The 16,158-nt window shown below is 64.7% G+C and carries 13 protein-coding genes; 11 read left to right on the top strand and 2 right to left on the bottom strand.

The window, feature by feature from the left end:
- Window positions 1-629: 629 nt before the first annotated feature.
- The 7 genes from ACZ7KI_RS29860 (at window position 630) to ACZ7KI_RS29830 (ending at window position 10,747) form a co-directional block, all read left to right on the top strand.
- On the top strand, window positions 630-1,832 hold the full coding sequence (locus ACZ7KI_RS29860) for a hypothetical protein (protein WP_470276384.1): 1,203 nt from the start codon (window positions 630-632) through the stop codon (window positions 1,830-1,832).
- A 903-nt stretch (window positions 1,833-2,735) separates the two neighbouring features.
- Entirely contained in the window at window positions 2,736-4,187 is a 1,452-nt protein-coding gene (locus ACZ7KI_RS29855) for a hypothetical protein (RefSeq protein WP_470276383.1), read from the top strand.
- Complete coding sequence (locus ACZ7KI_RS29850; RefSeq protein WP_470276382.1) at window positions 4,184-4,744, top strand: hypothetical protein; 561 nt, start codon at window positions 4,184-4,186, stop codon at window positions 4,742-4,744. The genes ACZ7KI_RS29855 and ACZ7KI_RS29850 overlap by 4 nt, the downstream gene beginning before the upstream one ends.
- On the top strand, window positions 4,741-6,666 hold the full coding sequence (locus ACZ7KI_RS29845; protein WP_470276381.1) for an ATP-binding protein: 1,926 nt from the start codon (window positions 4,741-4,743) through the stop codon (window positions 6,664-6,666). The genes ACZ7KI_RS29850 and ACZ7KI_RS29845 overlap by 4 nt, the downstream gene beginning before the upstream one ends.
- Before the next feature lie 168 nt (window positions 6,667-6,834).
- Window positions 6,835-8,583 carry a TOPRIM nucleotidyl transferase/hydrolase domain-containing protein gene (locus ACZ7KI_RS29840; protein ID WP_470276380.1) on the top strand — a complete coding sequence of 583 codons (1,749 nt, stop codon included), beginning with the start codon at window positions 6,835-6,837 and terminating at the stop codon, window positions 8,581-8,583.
- Window positions 8,580-10,205 carry a UvrD-helicase domain-containing protein gene (locus ACZ7KI_RS29835; RefSeq protein WP_470276379.1) on the top strand — a complete coding sequence of 542 codons (1,626 nt, stop codon included), beginning with the start codon at window positions 8,580-8,582 and terminating at the stop codon, window positions 10,203-10,205. The genes ACZ7KI_RS29840 and ACZ7KI_RS29835 overlap by 4 nt, the downstream gene beginning before the upstream one ends.
- A gap of 230 nt (window positions 10,206-10,435) precedes the next feature.
- Entirely contained in the window at window positions 10,436-10,747 is a 312-nt protein-coding gene (locus ACZ7KI_RS29830; protein ID WP_470276378.1) for a hypothetical protein, read from the top strand.
- 783 nt (window positions 10,748-11,530) lie between these two features.
- Here the strand turns inward: ACZ7KI_RS29830 and ACZ7KI_RS29825 are convergent.
- Window positions 11,531-11,770, bottom strand: a complete 240-nt coding sequence (locus ACZ7KI_RS29825) for a hypothetical protein (protein WP_470276377.1) — start codon at window positions 11,768-11,770, stop codon at window positions 11,531-11,533.
- 270 nt (window positions 11,771-12,040) lie between these two features.
- On the opposite strand from ACZ7KI_RS29825, the gene ACZ7KI_RS29820 reads away from it, so the two are divergent.
- The 4 genes from ACZ7KI_RS29820 to ACZ7KI_RS29805 all read left to right on the top strand — a co-directional run bounded on the left by ACZ7KI_RS29820 (window position 12,041) and on the right by ACZ7KI_RS29805 (window position 15,508).
- Complete coding sequence (locus tag ACZ7KI_RS29820; protein WP_470276376.1) at window positions 12,041-12,922, top strand: hypothetical protein; 882 nt, start codon at window positions 12,041-12,043, stop codon at window positions 12,920-12,922.
- 192 nt (window positions 12,923-13,114) lie between these two features.
- Window positions 13,115-13,897 carry a hypothetical protein gene (locus tag ACZ7KI_RS29815; protein ID WP_470276375.1) on the top strand — a complete coding sequence of 261 codons (783 nt, stop codon included), beginning with the start codon at window positions 13,115-13,117 and terminating at the stop codon, window positions 13,895-13,897.
- A gap of 133 nt (window positions 13,898-14,030) precedes the next feature.
- Window positions 14,031-14,627, top strand: a complete 597-nt coding sequence (locus ACZ7KI_RS29810; protein ID WP_470276374.1) for a response regulator transcription factor — start codon at window positions 14,031-14,033, stop codon at window positions 14,625-14,627.
- Between the two features lie 284 nt (window positions 14,628-14,911).
- Window positions 14,912-15,508, top strand: coding sequence for a response regulator transcription factor (locus tag ACZ7KI_RS29805; RefSeq protein ID WP_470276483.1), 597 nt, complete (start codon window positions 14,912-14,914; stop codon window positions 15,506-15,508).
- 18 nt (window positions 15,509-15,526) lie between these two features.
- Here ACZ7KI_RS29805 and ACZ7KI_RS29800 read toward each other — a convergent pair whose 3' ends face one another.
- A complete protein-coding gene (locus ACZ7KI_RS29800) occupies window positions 15,527-15,943 on the bottom strand; it encodes an STAS domain-containing protein (protein ID WP_470276373.1) in 417 nt (138 codons plus the stop codon).
- Window positions 15,944-16,158: the final 215 nt, after the last annotated feature.

Genomic DNA, 16,158 nt, shown 5'->3' with positions numbered 1-16,158 from the left:
CCAGAACACGCCAAATTGATCACTCCAGTTCGTCTGCGGATGGACACTGGGTTATCGGGATGCAGCCCGATAACAACGATGCTGCCTGACAGTGCCGACACTTGGCGGAAGACACGCCGAAGTGCTGATGCGTCCCACCGCATGACGTACGACTCTCGTACGCTTCGCGCTGGCTGCATAGCCCCGCTATGCAGCCGGTGACCAGCGGTTCTGTTTGCGGATGGACCTTCTGTCTCACACTCTCAGCCCCTCGCATGCAGGCGGGGGGCTGAACCTTTCATGGGGTGGTTAATCAGGAACACCACTCGTCGTGGCATTTAGCGAGGCGCTCTGGCGGTCTACTCGCCACCTGAGGCCGGGTACGTCTCCGGGACCGCCGTCGACGCAGAACGTCCGGCTCCTCCACTCGACCTGTGCGAGAAGACCGGCCACCAAGTCCCGATGATCAAGCGGGGCCATGGAACACACTGGCGCTGCGCCAAGCACAGATGTCGATGCCGTCTGTGCTACTCACTGCGCCTACAACCGAGACCGCCGGAAGCGTCGCGTCGTCAACTGGATGGGTGATGCGGGTAACGCCGAGCCTTGCCGGAGTGATCGAGTAGAGAGTCGGTACGAAGGAGCGGCTGATGTCTGAAGGTGACGGTGCCAGCAAGATGCTGGATGAGGTGCGGGCGAGGCTGAACCGCGTAATGCGCGGGTTCGGTCCCGCCGAGTCCAGCGCGCCTGGGTTTGCCCGGTCGAGTGCTGCGCCCTCGTGGCGCTTTTCCGTTAGCCGCGAATCTTTGCCCTTGAGCCCTGTGGCCAAGCTGATCTACATCGTCCTCGGGTGTCACGGCCTGGGCCGTTCGGAGAAGCTGGATTGGGAGTTTGTCTTCCAAGTCGAGGGGACGACCTGCTCCATCGCGTCGGAGAAGTTCGGGCTCCGCGTCTACGTCGACCGCAACAGCGTCGCCGAGGAGGCGGAGGCGAAGAGACTGTTCCAGCGCATCCTGCAGGCCACGATCAAGGGCCAGAAGGTAGTCGAGAAGGAGGTGTTGGAGCCGATCAGCAAGGAGCAGGTCAGCGCGGGAGACGTCGTGATTGGCAACCAGTACCACCGGTTGCGTGAGGCCTACCGCTACTTCCGCGACGGCGCGGAGATTGCCTTCCGGGGCGAGGGGCGTGTGGAGATGCAGACGGACGCGGATGACGCCCCCAACATCATTGCCGACGCTCTCGCGGCCTGGCGCCGCCAGGCTAATGCTGACGCGGAGGGCTGGTGGAACACGTTCGCCATGATCATGGCGTACTTCAGCCTGCTTGAGCACACCCTCGTCGGGTGCCTGGCGTTCGCCGGCTTCGACCCCGAAAAAGAGACCGTCACCGGCTTCATCGGCCTGAGCTGGAGCGAGAAGTTCAAGCGCCTCTTCGACATGAACGCCGACCTGGTCGCTCAAAAGAAGTACGAGGCGTTGCGGGACCTCGCCGAGACTTACCGCAACACCTACGGCCACGGTGGGTTCGACAAGCGCGGCGCGACCGTGCACTTCCACCTGCCAGGGATCGGTGTCATCCCTGCGACGCTGAGCAAGATCAGCAAGACCCCGCACTTCGGCCTCGTGCCCGCCATGGTCGAGGACTACCACGGGATCTGCGCGGTCCTCGACGACTTCGACTCCTGGATCGCCGCTGGCACCTACCGCAACGCCATCACGTGGATAGAGCACGGCATGGACTACGCCTTCGATGCCAAGAGCCGTGCCGAAGTCGCAGCGAACGCGCACGTCTTCGACTCCTACCTGGAGGCCATGAGCTACCGGTTGGATCAGGCTACGAACATGGACTGGTGATCGTCCGGCCTGCACGCGGCAGCGGCAGCGTTTCCCAGCACCGGGACGGGCGCAGAGGTAACGACGTCCCCCGGACCGGCAAGCCAGTGCCGTCTCCGATTGGGCTCCGTTGCCGACGTAGAGCCCGACACGGCCCGACACGACCTAACACTCGGCGGGCAGGAGGTCCGCGTTGACCTGGGCAGATGATCAGAACCCGGCACTATGCGGCACTCGCTGATACGGCGGCAGAGGGGACTTTCCCGCAGCCACCACGAGGAACGCACCAATGCCAGTGGATCCGACGCTCGTCGCGACGATGCTCGCCTCGACTTCGACGAAGCGGGGCCGACTGCCATCGAGCAGGCCTCGGACCTCCCGACCAGCGCTCATGGCGCTCGTCCGGCCGACGCTGGGAGCGATGTGAGGGACTGCGCTCGGATCGAGAGACTCGGGTCGGGCGCTGTGCGGCCTATCGCTGGGTAAGGTGCTGTCGACGACTTCAGCGGCGCCGCGGCGCGTGCTGGAAACCGGTCGGGCTCACCCAGCTCGCGCGCTGGCTTGGGATCACCACCGCCTTTGTGACCGTCCTGGTCGACCGGCTCGCCGACGCCGGGCCACGTGCCCGTGATCGGGTTCCCCGTCGCTCTCCACCATGACTCGACTATTACTCGCGAGCCGATCGCCGCGTTATCACTGCCTGAGAGCCATGCGGTCGGAGCCGAGCTTCACCGTTCGGGCAAGGGCGGGCCACCCGCCCCTAGCGGTCGGAGTGGTGCCGAGCTGGCGGACACGGTCGCCTCCGATTGGGCTCCGTTTCGTCTCCGTCTTTACTGTCGTGCTGAGGACCACGCCGACGATCGGTATGGATTTCGTGATGTTCGATCGACGCCGGGATCGCTCCCGGCCGTATAGAGTGTCGCCGTGCAGCCGGGTGACAGCGTGCCTGAGCCCCCCGGTCGGCAGGGATCGGATCTCACTGAGACGGGTTTGCCAGACCTAGTTGTCGACCTTCAGGAACGCACTCCTTCGCAACCGCAGCTCCTGGATCACGTAGCCAGTGTCGAGCAGCTGGACGATGCGGGCGCGGAGACCGACGACCACTATGAATGGCAGGCAGCGATGGCTGCCGCGGATGGCCTGTCCATGCTCCATGACGCCCTGGACGACGATGGGGTTCTGTCACCCGGTTGTGATGACGCGATCTTGTGTGAATGGCATGAGGACTGGGTGTTGTTCAGCGGGGGCTCGATGGAGTTGGTCTCGGGCAAGCACCGCAGCGCGGGGGTGGGGGCTTACACGACGGTGGCCAGTCTCGCCGACAAGGCGGGCATCGCCCACCTGTTTAATCGGTGGTTCTCTCTCGGCCGCGAGCCGCTGTGCCGGGTGGTGACCACCGGTGGAGTGGGCGCTGGGCCGGCTCGGCAGCTGCAAGCAGCGAGCAGGAGGCTCCAAGGGCTCCGAGCCGTCGGCGCTGAGCCGGTCGTGGTCGACGAGGAGAAGGACTCTCTCGATCAGCTGCGTAAGGCAATCGCGAACCATGACAAGAGGACCAAGGCGAGGTGGGCCGGCACGGACTCCCTCGCCGGTGTCTCGGTGCTTGAGCAGGAAGCCGAGGTGCTGGAGTTCTTGTCCGCGCTGACGATCCAGGTCGACGCCGTCAACCGCCACGTGGTCCGCGACGCGGCGCCTTCGAGGTACGCCAAGCCTGTCTTGGAGCGCATGGGGCGCGATGCGGCGCACGCACGTGCGGTGTGGGAGGCCGTGCTCGCGGTGTTCCGCACGCGAATGCAGTCGCACGGTGAGACCGAGAAAGGAGATCTTCCCACGGTCATGCAGCGCGACCGAACAGGAGGCTCTGACCCGGATGTTCAGCGTCGCATCGCCCGCCGTCTAGTCACGATCAAGGGCATCAAAGCGGTGATCGAGGCCACCCTGGTGGTGCCGGAGGCCTTCCGGCCGATACCACGTCTCGCGGTGGCGTCTCGGCTGGAGGCCAAGATGACCGCCGGAGGGTGCAGCCCCAATGCGGTAGGCCGGGCGACCGCCTTGCGTGTGGACTACGAGGAGTTCTGGAGGGCTCTTGAGAGCGGCGATCCGGAGGCCAGGGTCGCGCGTCGCCGGTTGGAGAATGTGTTGCGCCGGGTCGGCGACCTCACCATGGGCGATTTGGAGGTCTCCGGCACCCGGCTCTGGCGGGCGCTGGAACGGGAGACATTGGCCTTGCAACACAGTGCCCAGCTTCCGCCCGGTGTCGACAGTGATATCGCCTTGGGTGGCCTGTGCGACCTGTCGAATCGATGCGAGATCTGGTTCGGACCGAGATTCGACGTGGCCGCCATGCTCGGCGGAAACGGCGAGGTGACGCAGCCATGATCGGCTTGGACAAGTCGGAGCTGGCGTTGTCCCGCGAGGACCTCGCTTACCACCAGGCGCGCGTGCTGCTCCTTGTCACCGCGGTCGCGCGTGTCAGCCGCAAGCTCGATGGGCTGACCAAGCTCGCCAAACTGGACTTCCTTCTGCGTTATCCGGCTTTGGGACCGGTGGTCGTGGACTCACTCGAACCCGACGACGCCCGGCTGCATCTTTCCACCACCAGCACCGCGTTCCCGACGGAGGTCGAGGCACCGATGATCCGGTACAAATACGGCCCCTGGGACGACCGCTACTACGCCGTCATCGGGGCTCTCGTCGGGCGGGGCCTGCTGCGTTACACCGCAGGTCGAAAAGGAAGTGTCGCACTGGCACCCACGCCAGTGGGTAAGAAGACAGCCGATCAGTTCGCGCGCACCGAGCAATGGTCGAATGTCGCGGAACGCAGCATGGCGATCGCGGAAGCCACGGCCGGCATGAGTGGCAACGAATTGAAAGTACGGATCTACGAGCGATTGGCTGACTTGATGGACCGCCCGCACCGGCAGGAGATCCGGTGACGACACGCTTCCGGATCGAACTGGTTCGGCTCGACACCACCGAGGGACCAGTCGAGTACCGCTTCCCTTCGGATTTGACCGTGCTCGCCGGGCCAACAGGGGTCGGGAAGACCACCTTGCTCGAGCTTGTCAAGTTCGGGTTCGGGCTCAACGGCACTTTGGCGCCGGTAGCCGTCGAGTCCATCGAGGCGGTAACGCTCGACGTGAGGATCGGCAACGAGCGCCTACGGCTCGTCCGCAGCCTGGACAGGCGCAAGCGTGCCACGGTGAGAGTCACCGATCTGATCATTCAGGAGCGGTTGCCCGACCACAGCACGAATATCGACGGCGAGCACGCGCTGAACTCGCTGCTCATGCGCGCGCTCGGGTTCCGAGACGACCTGCGGGCTTCGAGCGAGCGCAGCATGAAGCAGGGCAGCCGGATCACCTTCGGCGACCTTCTCACCTACCTGTACATCTCCCAGCGGCAGATGAATCACGACATCGCCCACAGCCAGGAGAACTACCGCACGGTCAAGCGACGCACGGTTTTCGAGCTGTTCTTCGGGCTCATCGACGACGAGATCCTCGACCTGCAGGCCGAGGTCAACAGCCTCAAGGAACAGATCCAGAAAGCACAGGAACGCCACCGAACCGTGGTGGACTTCCTGCGCGACAGCGGCACCCAACAGCGCTTGGACGCCGAGAGAGCCCTCGAGGCCGCACAGGCGGCGCAGGCGAACGCGGAACAGCGGCTCGCCCAGCTGCGGGATGTACTCGATCCGGTGGCCGACAGTGAAACACGCGCCCTGCGGGACCTCCTCACCGACACCGAGCGCGGTGCAGCGGAACTCGCCGCGGCCGCCGCCGATATCAGCCGTCGCCAAGACCGCTACGCGACAGAACGACGGCGAGTGCGATCGGACCTCGACCGGTTACACCGTATGCGCGAGGCCAACCTGTTGCTGGCCGACATAGAGTTCAGCGTGTGCCCGCGCTGTATGCAGTCGCTGCGAGAGCGTGACGTCTCCGCCGACCTGTGCCGCGTTTGTCTCCAACCTGATCCGGTCACGCGGTTCACAGCAGCGGATGGCGATGAGCCGTACGAGGCACGCCAGCTCCACGAGCAGTTGGATGAGATGGCCGGGCAGCTCGAAGCCTTGGCCGAGCAGAAGAGCCTGGTCGAGCAAACCGCTGCCGACAAGGATCGCTTGATCGCCGTGCTGAATGCTCAGATCGAGCAGCGCACCGCACAGCGAGTGAGCCCGCGACTGCAGGCTTTCAGCGATGCTGCTCAGATCGCGGCCGCCGCCAGGAGTGACCAGAGCCGCTGGGAGGCGGTCCTCCAGCAATGGGACACGGTCTCCGACTTGGCGCTCCACGCCGAGAACCTGGACAGCGCGCGCGCACGATTGCAAAGCCGTATCGACATCGCTCAACAGTCGCTCGAAGTGCGTCGCACCGAGGTTATCGACGGACTCAGCGAAGAGTTCGCGGCCACCGTCAGAGCCATCGGCATCCCCGGTGTCAGCACCGCCTCTATCCATCCCACGAAGTATCTGCCCGTTATCAACGGGGACGTCTTCTCGAAGGACACTCAACTGGGTGGTGGCCTCACAACAGCCACCCAGATCGCGTACTGGTGCTCACTCATCGCGGTCGCCATGCGCACCCCCGGTGCCGACTACCCCATGTTCCTGCTTGTCGACAGCCCTCGCCTCGCCTTGAACGAAGACACCAAACTCAGCCCCGCGATGTATCGCAGGCTCACGACTCTCGCGGGTACCGTGCCTGGGCGTCTGCAAGTCATCATCGCCGACAACGAACTCCCGTCGGGCTACCGAGCCAGCTACGCGGAGATCGACTTCGACTACGACAACCCCACTGTCGCCACCATCGCCCACCCTGGCCCGAACGCGGTCCCGACCATCGAGGGGGAATGAACTCGGAGGCGACTTGGCCGGGTGACCGGGCCGCGGCGTCGACTGGAAACACGAGGACATCGGTCTTCGCCGGTTATCGCTGAGCGTCGCCGTCTCCGCTTGGCACACCATTCACCCGAACGTGTACTGACCTATCCTGGCTGGTCAGTACGCCGACTACCCTGCGGTATGCGCGTTCGGCAGCTGCGTATCTCGTCGTTCCGAGGCTGGCAGGACCTGGACTTGCGGCCAGGACGACACGTCCTGCTGGTCGGTGAACCCAGGGCTGGCAGAAGCGACCTCGTCGAGGCACTCCGCCGCGTCCTGGATCCCGACTCGACTCGAACTCCGCCTGCTGAGTTCGACGTCCATCTCCCGATGCCGTCGTCGGGAGATCATGGCCCAGGTCCCGAGACGGGGATCGGCGCCTCCGAGATCGAGATCGTGCTCGCCGAACTCGGCGAGGTGCTCGAACAGCACTTCTACCGCCGACTGGAACTGTGGGATGCCGAAGACGACGAGCTCGTCGAGGCATCCACGGCCGAGGAGTTGGACGAAGACCGGCACGAGCTCGTGCTGCGGCTCTGCTACCGATTGCGCTGGGACCACGATGAGGGGACCGGCGTGCACTGGGTGGACTATCCGAAGAACTCGGATCCCGACGAGGAGACCTACGACCGGGCCCGGCGCGCGGACCGCGTCATGCTGCCATTCGTCTTCGTCGCGCCGGGGCAGCCGCTGACGCTGCGCTCCGGCAGCACATTCCGCGAGCTGTTGAACTCGGGTGGCGATGACCTGGCGACCGCTCTGCAGACGCTTTCCGCCGCTGTCGACACCGCGACCGATGGCCTCAGCGCAACCGAGGTGGTGAGCAGCGTTCTGGAAGATGTCTTCGGGCCGGTCCGGGAAACTCTGGACATCGACCCCGAGACCGAAGTCGCGGACATCGTTCGCTTTCGTGCGGAAGGTGGCACGGTGGCCGGGCTTCTCCGCGCGCTCCAGCCGGCCTTACGACTCGGAACACCGGAGCCGCTGCCTCTGCGTCGACACGGATCCACGACAGCCGCTGTACTCGGAGTGGCCGAGGCCCTCCTGAACGCCGACCGTGGCGGCGCGGTTGTCGCGTGTGATGACTTCGGGGATCACCTTGACGCGGGTGCGGCCGAACATCTCGCCCGTGAGCTGCGCGACTCGTGCGATCAGATGTGGATGTCGACACGGCGGCCGGACGCGGCACGGGCGTTTCGCCCCAACGAGACGGTCAGGCTCTCCCTGCGGACGGGCAAGCGCGCGGCACACCAGCTGACCCCGCCGACGGGCAAACGCGAGCTCAACGTACTGCGGCAACTACATCTTCAGCTTCTGCCCGCCATGAGCAGCCGCGCGGTCGTCGTGTTCGAGGGGCGGCATGACGTCGCTGCCTTGACGGCCATCAGTCAGCGTCGCACCGGAGCGGTGGTCCCGGCCGCCTACGGGGTGCGGTTCGTGGAAAGCGAGGGGCACACCGAGGTCGTCAAGATCTGCAGGCTGGCGCGCCAACTCGGTTTCCGGGTGATCGCAGGCCTGGACTTCGACAAGCCCGGTGAGGGCGCGGACACCTCGTTCGCCGAGGCGGTGCGGGTCGCGGACGATGTCGTTCGGCTACCAGAACGCTTCGCTATCGAACGGGCTCTCGTGTACGGCGTCCCACGCAGGGAGCTGATCGAGGTCTTCACCGTCCTTGACCAGGAGTGGCGACTTGGCTTGACCGGTTTGGACGAGCTCGACGACGCGGATCTGGAGAAGCGTGTGGCGAAGGCGTTGCACAGCTCGGGCCTGCACCCCCAGTATGTGTATCTGCTAACTGCCAAGGCGCCGAAGGTCGCCGCGCGATTCTTGGATGTCGCGGTGGAACTCGCGAGAGGAACGGTCGCGGGGCCGGTGACACTGACTCCATGACCGGAAGGAAGCGGTTCGAGCCGATCGGCAAGCAACGCGACGTCTGTGAGAGCGAAGCGCCGACCCTGCTGGTGCTCGGTGGGGCAGGTACCGGCAAGACGGTCACGGCCGCGGCGGCAGCTCGCGCGCATCTGCTCCGGCGAGACGCGGCCGCTTCGGTCGGGGCCGGTCGTGACCGAGTGCTGTTCTTGACTTTCAGCAGGACGGCGGTGACGCAGATTCTCAGCCGTAGCAAAGGAATTCTTCGCGATGTAGCCGATCGTGTGGACGTCCTCACCTTTCATGGGTTGGCTTGGCAGCTGTTGTGCGACTTCGGCCGCTACGCCGGCCACGGGGAGCGTCCAGCGCTGCGCGGCGAGGCAGAGAACAAATTGTTCAACGACGACCCTGATGTCCTGTCTTACCAAGACTTGCTTCCGGGCGCGCTTGAGGTCCTCCGGCTTCCGCAGATCGGCCCGCTCACCCAGAGGCGATGGTCGCTCGTCGTCTGCGACGAGTTCCAAGATACCGACGGTGAACAATGGTCGTTGCTCGAACGGCTTACCGAGGCTGGGAACAGGCTGCTCCTTCTCGGTGACCCCAACCAAATGATCTATGACAAAATCCCCGGTCGAAAAGGTGTCGGCCCAGAACGGCTTGCCGCTGCTCTCGCACGACCGGCCGTCGACCGGATCCACTTGCCACTCGGCTCCTACCGCGATCCGACTCAGCTGTTGCCCACCGTCGCTGAAGCCGTGCGGCGGCGGGACTTCGCTCATCCATCTCTGGCCGACGCATTGGCCAAGGGAAGAATTCGTATCGTAACCGCGGTCGATGATCACCCTGCGGTGGACGATGTGTGCGCCGCGTTGGATGAGAGCCGCAGGCACGGAGCTCAAAGCTTCGGGATCTTCCTGCACGGCAACGAACCAACGGCCACTATGTCCGCCGCGCTCACGGAGCGAGGTGTAGACCATGTCGCCGTCGGCTTGTCCGAGAGCTACGGCGAGGCGCTGAGCACCTTTTTGACGATGCTTCAGTTCGCTGTCGGGAAGGTCGCCTGGGAGGCGGTACTCGTCCGTATGGCGGTCTTGTACACCTCCACTATTCGGAGCGCGAAAGCACCTGCGTTGGCGTACACCATCGGTCTCGGGCAGGCCGAGGGTGTTCTCGCCACGCGGCTGGACGACCTCCGCGCGGCGTTGTCCGAGGCGGTCGACCTCGACGACGCCGCCCACGTCGCGGCAGGCGGCTGGCCAGCATTGGGACTCAATCGAGGACTTCGGCAGTGGCAGCGCGCTGCGGCCGAAGTCTCTCGGTTGCTGAACGTGTCCGACCATGCTCTGGACACTGTCGGCGCGCAAGTCGCGAAAACCAGGATGGAGTCCTTTGTCGACGTCGAAGCCGGTGATCAGGCGGCCTTGCAGGTAATGAACCTCCATCAGACGAAGGGGCGCGAGTCCGATGCCGTCGTTACCGTCTTCCGCGCGGACGACTACCACGGGAAGGAGTCCGAGCCGTTCGAGAGTGCGAGCAGGCTGCTGTACGTCGTGTTGACGAGGGCGCGCAAACAGGTGACCCTATTGCTGCCCAGCGACCCACACCCGCTCGTCGAGCCGTTCGTGACTCTGCTGGAATACTGAGGCAGGGCAGTTCGTCACTTGCGGCGTTAAGCAGATCGATCGAGTCCGTTTCGCTCAGCGCGGTCTTGTGGAGCGCTGTCAGTTTTTGCTGATAGCGGACCAAGTCGTTGTTCTCCTCAAGGATCAGCAACGCGGTTCAGGGTTCGACAGCGACGGCAATGTTTCCACTGCCCGTTCGGACCCAATCCGGCAAACTCGACATGAACGGGCTGATACAGGCACTCCACCACTTGGTCGGCAAGACCGGCGACCTCCATGTTCACGTCCATAGCAACGTCAACATCTCCTCCAGGACTGAGAGCGTCACAGCGCCACCGTCCAGAAGCGACGACGGGACTGAGTCGCCGCGCCGGTTCCCCGGCGATACCGACGACAAAGCCAGGTTCCGGAACATGCTGGTGCTGATGACGGTCGTGGCGGTCATCGTGTTCGGGCTGGTCGCCGTGCTCATCCCGGACCGGACGGTGGTCGTCGCCGCTGACATCGCCGTCGTCGGCACAGTCGGCGCCACTCTGATCAAACTGACCTTCCGGAAGGACTAGAGCCCCGCCTGCGACACCCGTCCCGTGCGCCCCCTCTGGCACAGGGGGACGTGCCCTCGTCCCTCCGATTTCTTGGGCCACGCCGTCTCCAGTTGGGCTCCAGTGCCGAAGTAGAGCCGGACACGGTCCGACACTCCGCGACACCCCGTTTGCGCTAAGACCCGCGTTGACCTGCACGAATGGCCAGAATCCGGCACTATGCGGCACTCATCGACATGGCGGCGGAGGCGACTTGTAAACAGAAGGTCAGGGGTTCGAGCCCCCTTGGCGGCTCAAGATCAACACAGCCTCCGACCTGCGCACGTCGCGGACCCGCGATCGCTACTGCCCACAAGGCGTCTTCCTGCTAACTCGCGTGCTTGGATCCCGCCCGAACGCGCCACCTGCCTTACCCCTCACGACCAACTTTCGGGCCCGGTGACGTGGGGCGGTGGCTCTGACCGGCGGCGTGTTCTGGGCGAGCGTGGAGGATTCGGGACGTTGAATGTCCCGAATCCTCCACGCTCGAGCGTGTGTCACGGGTCCTGAGTGGCCTGACCAGCCTGACCTCGCAGGTAGTCGACCACTTGCGACTGTCTGCACCGCTAACCAAGATCGAAAAAGCTCAATGAGCCTTGGTTCGCGGTCTACACCGGTGTCGCCTACCCACTACTGAGCTGCGCGAGGGTGACTACGTCCCAGATCCTTCACCGACGCGAGGTGGTTCGTTCGAGACCTTGATCAAGGTCGTGTCCTTCGAACCCACTCACGACACCACACCTCTGAACACCAGGACGAAAAAGCTCAATGCACGCGGACTTCGCCGGTGATGGCCGCGTCGGCGTTCCTTCCCGTCGTCCTCGCCCGCACCCGCCCGGTCGTCGACGTCTTCTCCGACCGCGGCCTGCTGCCGTCCCGCACTCGTGCCGCGCCGGCGTCGGAACGCGGGCGGTGACCGCGAAGGCGGCCAACGCCACCGGGAACGGTCGCCTTGACCTCGGCGCGGACGTCGCCGTCGTGGAGCCGCTCGACGTCGATAAGCACCGGTTGGTCCGCGATCACGGTCGAAATTGCTCGATCGTGTTACGTGTGGGCACAGTTCTGCCCACCGTGTGGTCACTGGTTCGAGTGGAGCAGTGTTACGAGTATTGACCGTGTCGCCGTGACGATACTCATTGAATTGCCGCAGGTCGGGGTTCGAATCGGCGATCGCGGAAGGGTATTTGCGGTGCCGGAGGCGGGCTTTTTCGCCAGGGGTGCGGGAAGGCCACCACAGGAGATAATTATGATTCGCTCGCGGGTATCGACACGGCTATGTCGGCCACGCGGGGATTTGCCGAGCAAAGGGATTTGGGCGCTATGACGGACGCGGGAAGCCGGATGATCGACGCCATGCGCGTCGGCCGTCTTCTGGCTCGTGCGCTCGTTCTCGTCGGCGGTGTTTTCGTGGCCACAGTCGTGGCATGGATCGCGGGCGATGGCACCGCCAGGGCTGACGTCCCGGTCGTCGATGGGAAGCCCGAATGGGGCGTTCCGGCGACCGCCGTCGAGGTCGGTCCTCCGTTGTCGGCGGCACGTGTGCGGGTGGGAGATCCTGCCGACATGGTGACGATCCAGCCCTTGCGGGAGTCTGCGGTGTCGTCCCTGGCCCGGCAATCGGAGAGCGTGGCCGCTCTCCTCGGTCGTGCGGTCGTTTCGGTGGAAAACCTTGACAAAACAGCGAAATCCCTGACGAACACGGTCACGCGCCGCGCTGTCACAGCCCTCGACCTTCCTGCTCCGCGGCAGCCCGCCGACGTCGATCGAACCCTCGCCGGAATGACGGCGTCCCTCACTGGTGCGCCTGAATCGAAACCGGCCACCGCTTCCACCGCCCTGGCGCCTCAGGATGTGGCGGACGGTACCCGCGCACTTTCGTCGCCGTGCGGGCACAAGGCTCGTGGTGAGTATCCGTCCGAAGCGTCGCGCTCGCACGTATCCGTTCGCGCTACAGGAGAATCGGTGCCTCCGTGGTCGCCGCTGTCCCTGTGCGGAACGTCGACAAGTGTCGCCGCGACGTGCGGTGGTGACCACGGGGGTGGCGCTGTCGTGCCCGTCCGTACTTCCCGGAACAACCGGATTTCGCCGCACTGCGGCGACGTCGGACACCAGGCCGCACTGGCCACGGTGATCCGGCCGGGCGTCACGCCCGGCTGACTCTGCCGCGACCGCCTGCGCGTCCGGCTTTCGCCCGCCTCTTTTGAGGCGTGGTCGCCTTTCCAGCCACCAGCCGCCGTTGTCTCGCGGCGTTTGGTTTCGTAATTCCCTTTCCGTGTGGCGATTCGCCTGCGACATCTGTCAAAGGCATGTCACAAATTGTTTCCCATTTATCCGCGAAGGAGATTTGTCATGCAAAACTGGGTCAAATACATTCTGCAGACCACTCTGGCCACCGGTGGCCTGCTGATGCTGGGCACGGGTATCGCCTCGGCCGCCGAAAACATCGACCCCGATCTGCCCGCCTCGTCCCCGCTGGACCAGTTCGTCGAGCCCGCGATCAGCGGGCTGACCGAGGCCATGCGGCAGGCGCAGCCGCTGCAGCAGCTGGACACGGCGGACGAAGACTCCCTGCAGCCGGCCGTCACCGCCGCGATGACCGACACCCCGGCCGCGGTGCCGCCCACCACGACACCGGTCGGTCCGCTCTACCCCGTGCCGACGGGATTGCTGCACGCCGCGCCGTTGCAGGCCGGTGACGTCCTCGGTGACCTGCAGGAAGTGGATCTGTACAAGCCGCTGGGTTCCGAGCTGGGTGTCGCTGAGCTGCCTACACTGCCGATCCTTTCGCGCGTCGAGCAGGCACAGGCTTCGCTTCCGGCGCCGAAGCCGGCACTTCCCGTCCAGGGTGGAATCGCGGTACCGGCCACTCCGGTCAGCACGACCGTCGTCACAGATCCGCTCGACGCCGACTCGGGCACCCGGGTGACCGCTTTCCACACCAGCGCGCCGCAGGTCGCGACCACATACGAGGCTCCCGGCTCCGCCTCGATGCCGGAGGTGCCCGCCAAGCGGGGCTATGCCGAGCGCGCCGACAACCCGATCTCCTCGCTTCCGTTGGCGGAGAACGGAGTACTCGGGTTGGCCGTGGTGCGGCAGGTGACGAGCTCGGTGGGGGAAATCCTCCGTAAGTAGCGGCAGGTCTGGCGCGGACCAGGGGCTCGGGTACCGCGGTACCCGGGCCCCTGGCCGCTGCTCGGGATTTCGATAGTCGGCTGCCCTCCGGTGTTTCCGGTGGCTGTCGATGCCTATGAGTGAGGACGACGCCGTGACGACGATCTTGATCTGTGACAGCCGAGGCAGAGTGCGGAACGCGGTCAGTCAGGCCATGGCCACGGTTCCCGGTATCGAGCAAATCGACTGTGTAGCTGGGCCTGAGGAACTTCTGGCCAGGTATTCCCACCGGCCGGCCGACCTGGTGCTCGTCGGGCTGGACCGACTCAGCCCCAGCGGCGTGGAGGCGATTCGACGACTCGTCCACGCGTACCGCGGCGCCAACATCCTGGTCTTCGGCGCCGCCAACGATCCCCTTGTGATAGCGCGCGCGATCACCGGCGGCGCTCGGGGATACGTACGCTGGGACACCTCCTGGCCGGAGGTCGTCTCCGCGCTGGCCGACACTCTCAGCGGTATCTCCGTACCCGTGCCGCGGCAGCCGTCGTCGCTCGGTGTCCAGCTGACGAGCCGTGAACTTCAAGTACTGACCGGGATGAGTCAAGGAAAGAGCAACGGCGCCATCGGCCGCGAACTGCACCTCGCCGAAGACACGGTGAAGACGCACGCGCGGCGGATGTTCAAGAAGCTGGGCGCACGTGACCGTGCCCAAGCCGTCGCCTTCGGGTTCCGTCGAGGAGTCTTGGTCTGAGCCGGTGGGGTGGTTGAGGCGGAGAGGGGCTCCAGTGCAAAAAATAACCGAACGAGGTCCTCGGCAACGCTTCTACCTATAGTTTATTCACCCGTCAGGATCATCTGCCCCGAATATGCGTCGAGAGTCGAATCATCGACGATGCAGAGAAAACTTTGCAGCAAAGATCGAACGTCTTTTCTGAGCTTCCCTGTGCACGGCGAATGTGTAGTCTGTGATCCAACGCCGGAAACTCGTCGAAGTGCCGCACGCCGGTGGACTGTTTCTTGACTCCATTGGAGGACGTGGCGGTGAATGTTCTGGTTCTGGAAAGTCGGCGTGAGCCGCGGGAGCGCATGGTCCGTGTGCTGGCCGGTGCGCCGGGAGTGCGGCACGTCGGCCCGGCGGAGAACAGCGCGGAGTTGATCGCCCATTTTCAAGCGTTGCCGGTGGACATGGTCTTTCTGAGCGCGCACGTTCAGTCGGACCTGCTCCTGGAAGCCATCAAGGCATTGCTGACGTCGCGAACCGATGCGAAAGTCGTGGTATTCGGACCGCCGGAATCGGCGGAACTCGGCGCGAGCGCGATCAAAATGGGAGCGCAGGGATTCTTGATCTGTGAACCCGGCTCGGTGGGTTGTCCGGTCCCGGGAGGTTCATCGAGTTCTCCGCTGGTGCCCGGACCGCGAGCCGGGGAGGAATCGAGCTCCGGTCTGTCCAAGCGCGAGTTGGAGGTCCTGCGGGGGATGAGCCGGGGGAAGACGAACGGTGAAATCGGCGGTGACCTGGACCTGTCGGAGGACACGATCAAATCGCATGCTCAACGGTTGTTCCGGAAGTTGGCGGCCGTCGACCGCGCTCATGCGGTGGTTCAGGGCTTGCGCCGTAGCCTCATCGATTGAGATCTGCCGGTCTTGAGGTCACAGGGACTTCGAGAAGGGCGGAAAGACACGCGGGCACATCGCGCTGAGCGCGGTGTTTCTGTCTGGATAGACGTCGAGAACAGCCGCCATCCCCGTCAGGGTAAGCGCGCGGCGTACGTGAGCGTGTGGACCGACGGCAATCCGGAGCGTGACATGCTCGGTGACGGCTTGATCGACGGCGGCGTGCAGTGCCCGGATTCCGGCCACGCTGAGGAAGATCACCCCGGCGAGATCCACCACGATCACCCGTGGCTTTCGATGCCGGAGGAGCATCGCCAGGACCGCTCTCTCCACCACGACCGCGGTGCACGAATCAAGTTCACCGGTCAGTGCGATGACCGCGGGATCCCCGTGCGAGCACGCGGCCCGTATCGGCGTCCCGGGCGCGAGGCCCGGAATGTTCATGTCTTCCATGCGGCACCATGCATTTCGTGAGGTCTGCCAACGGAAACATCGGCTCTTGCTCAACCGGCACGCACGATCACGCTAAGCCGGTACGCCGGACGCCACAAGTCGTCGCGGCCTGGCTCGACCTCAATGCCGTTAAGTTACCGTTTGTCGATTCCTGTATCTGGCTTTGAATTTGATGCGTGTCGTAGCGTCGGAAATGCTTGGCGATGATTTAATCC

It is taken from the genome of Amycolatopsis sp. NPDC039088 (assembly GCF_055598845.1).
Note: the sequence above shows the minus strand (reverse complement) of the source record. Positions and strands in the feature narration are given on the sequence as shown.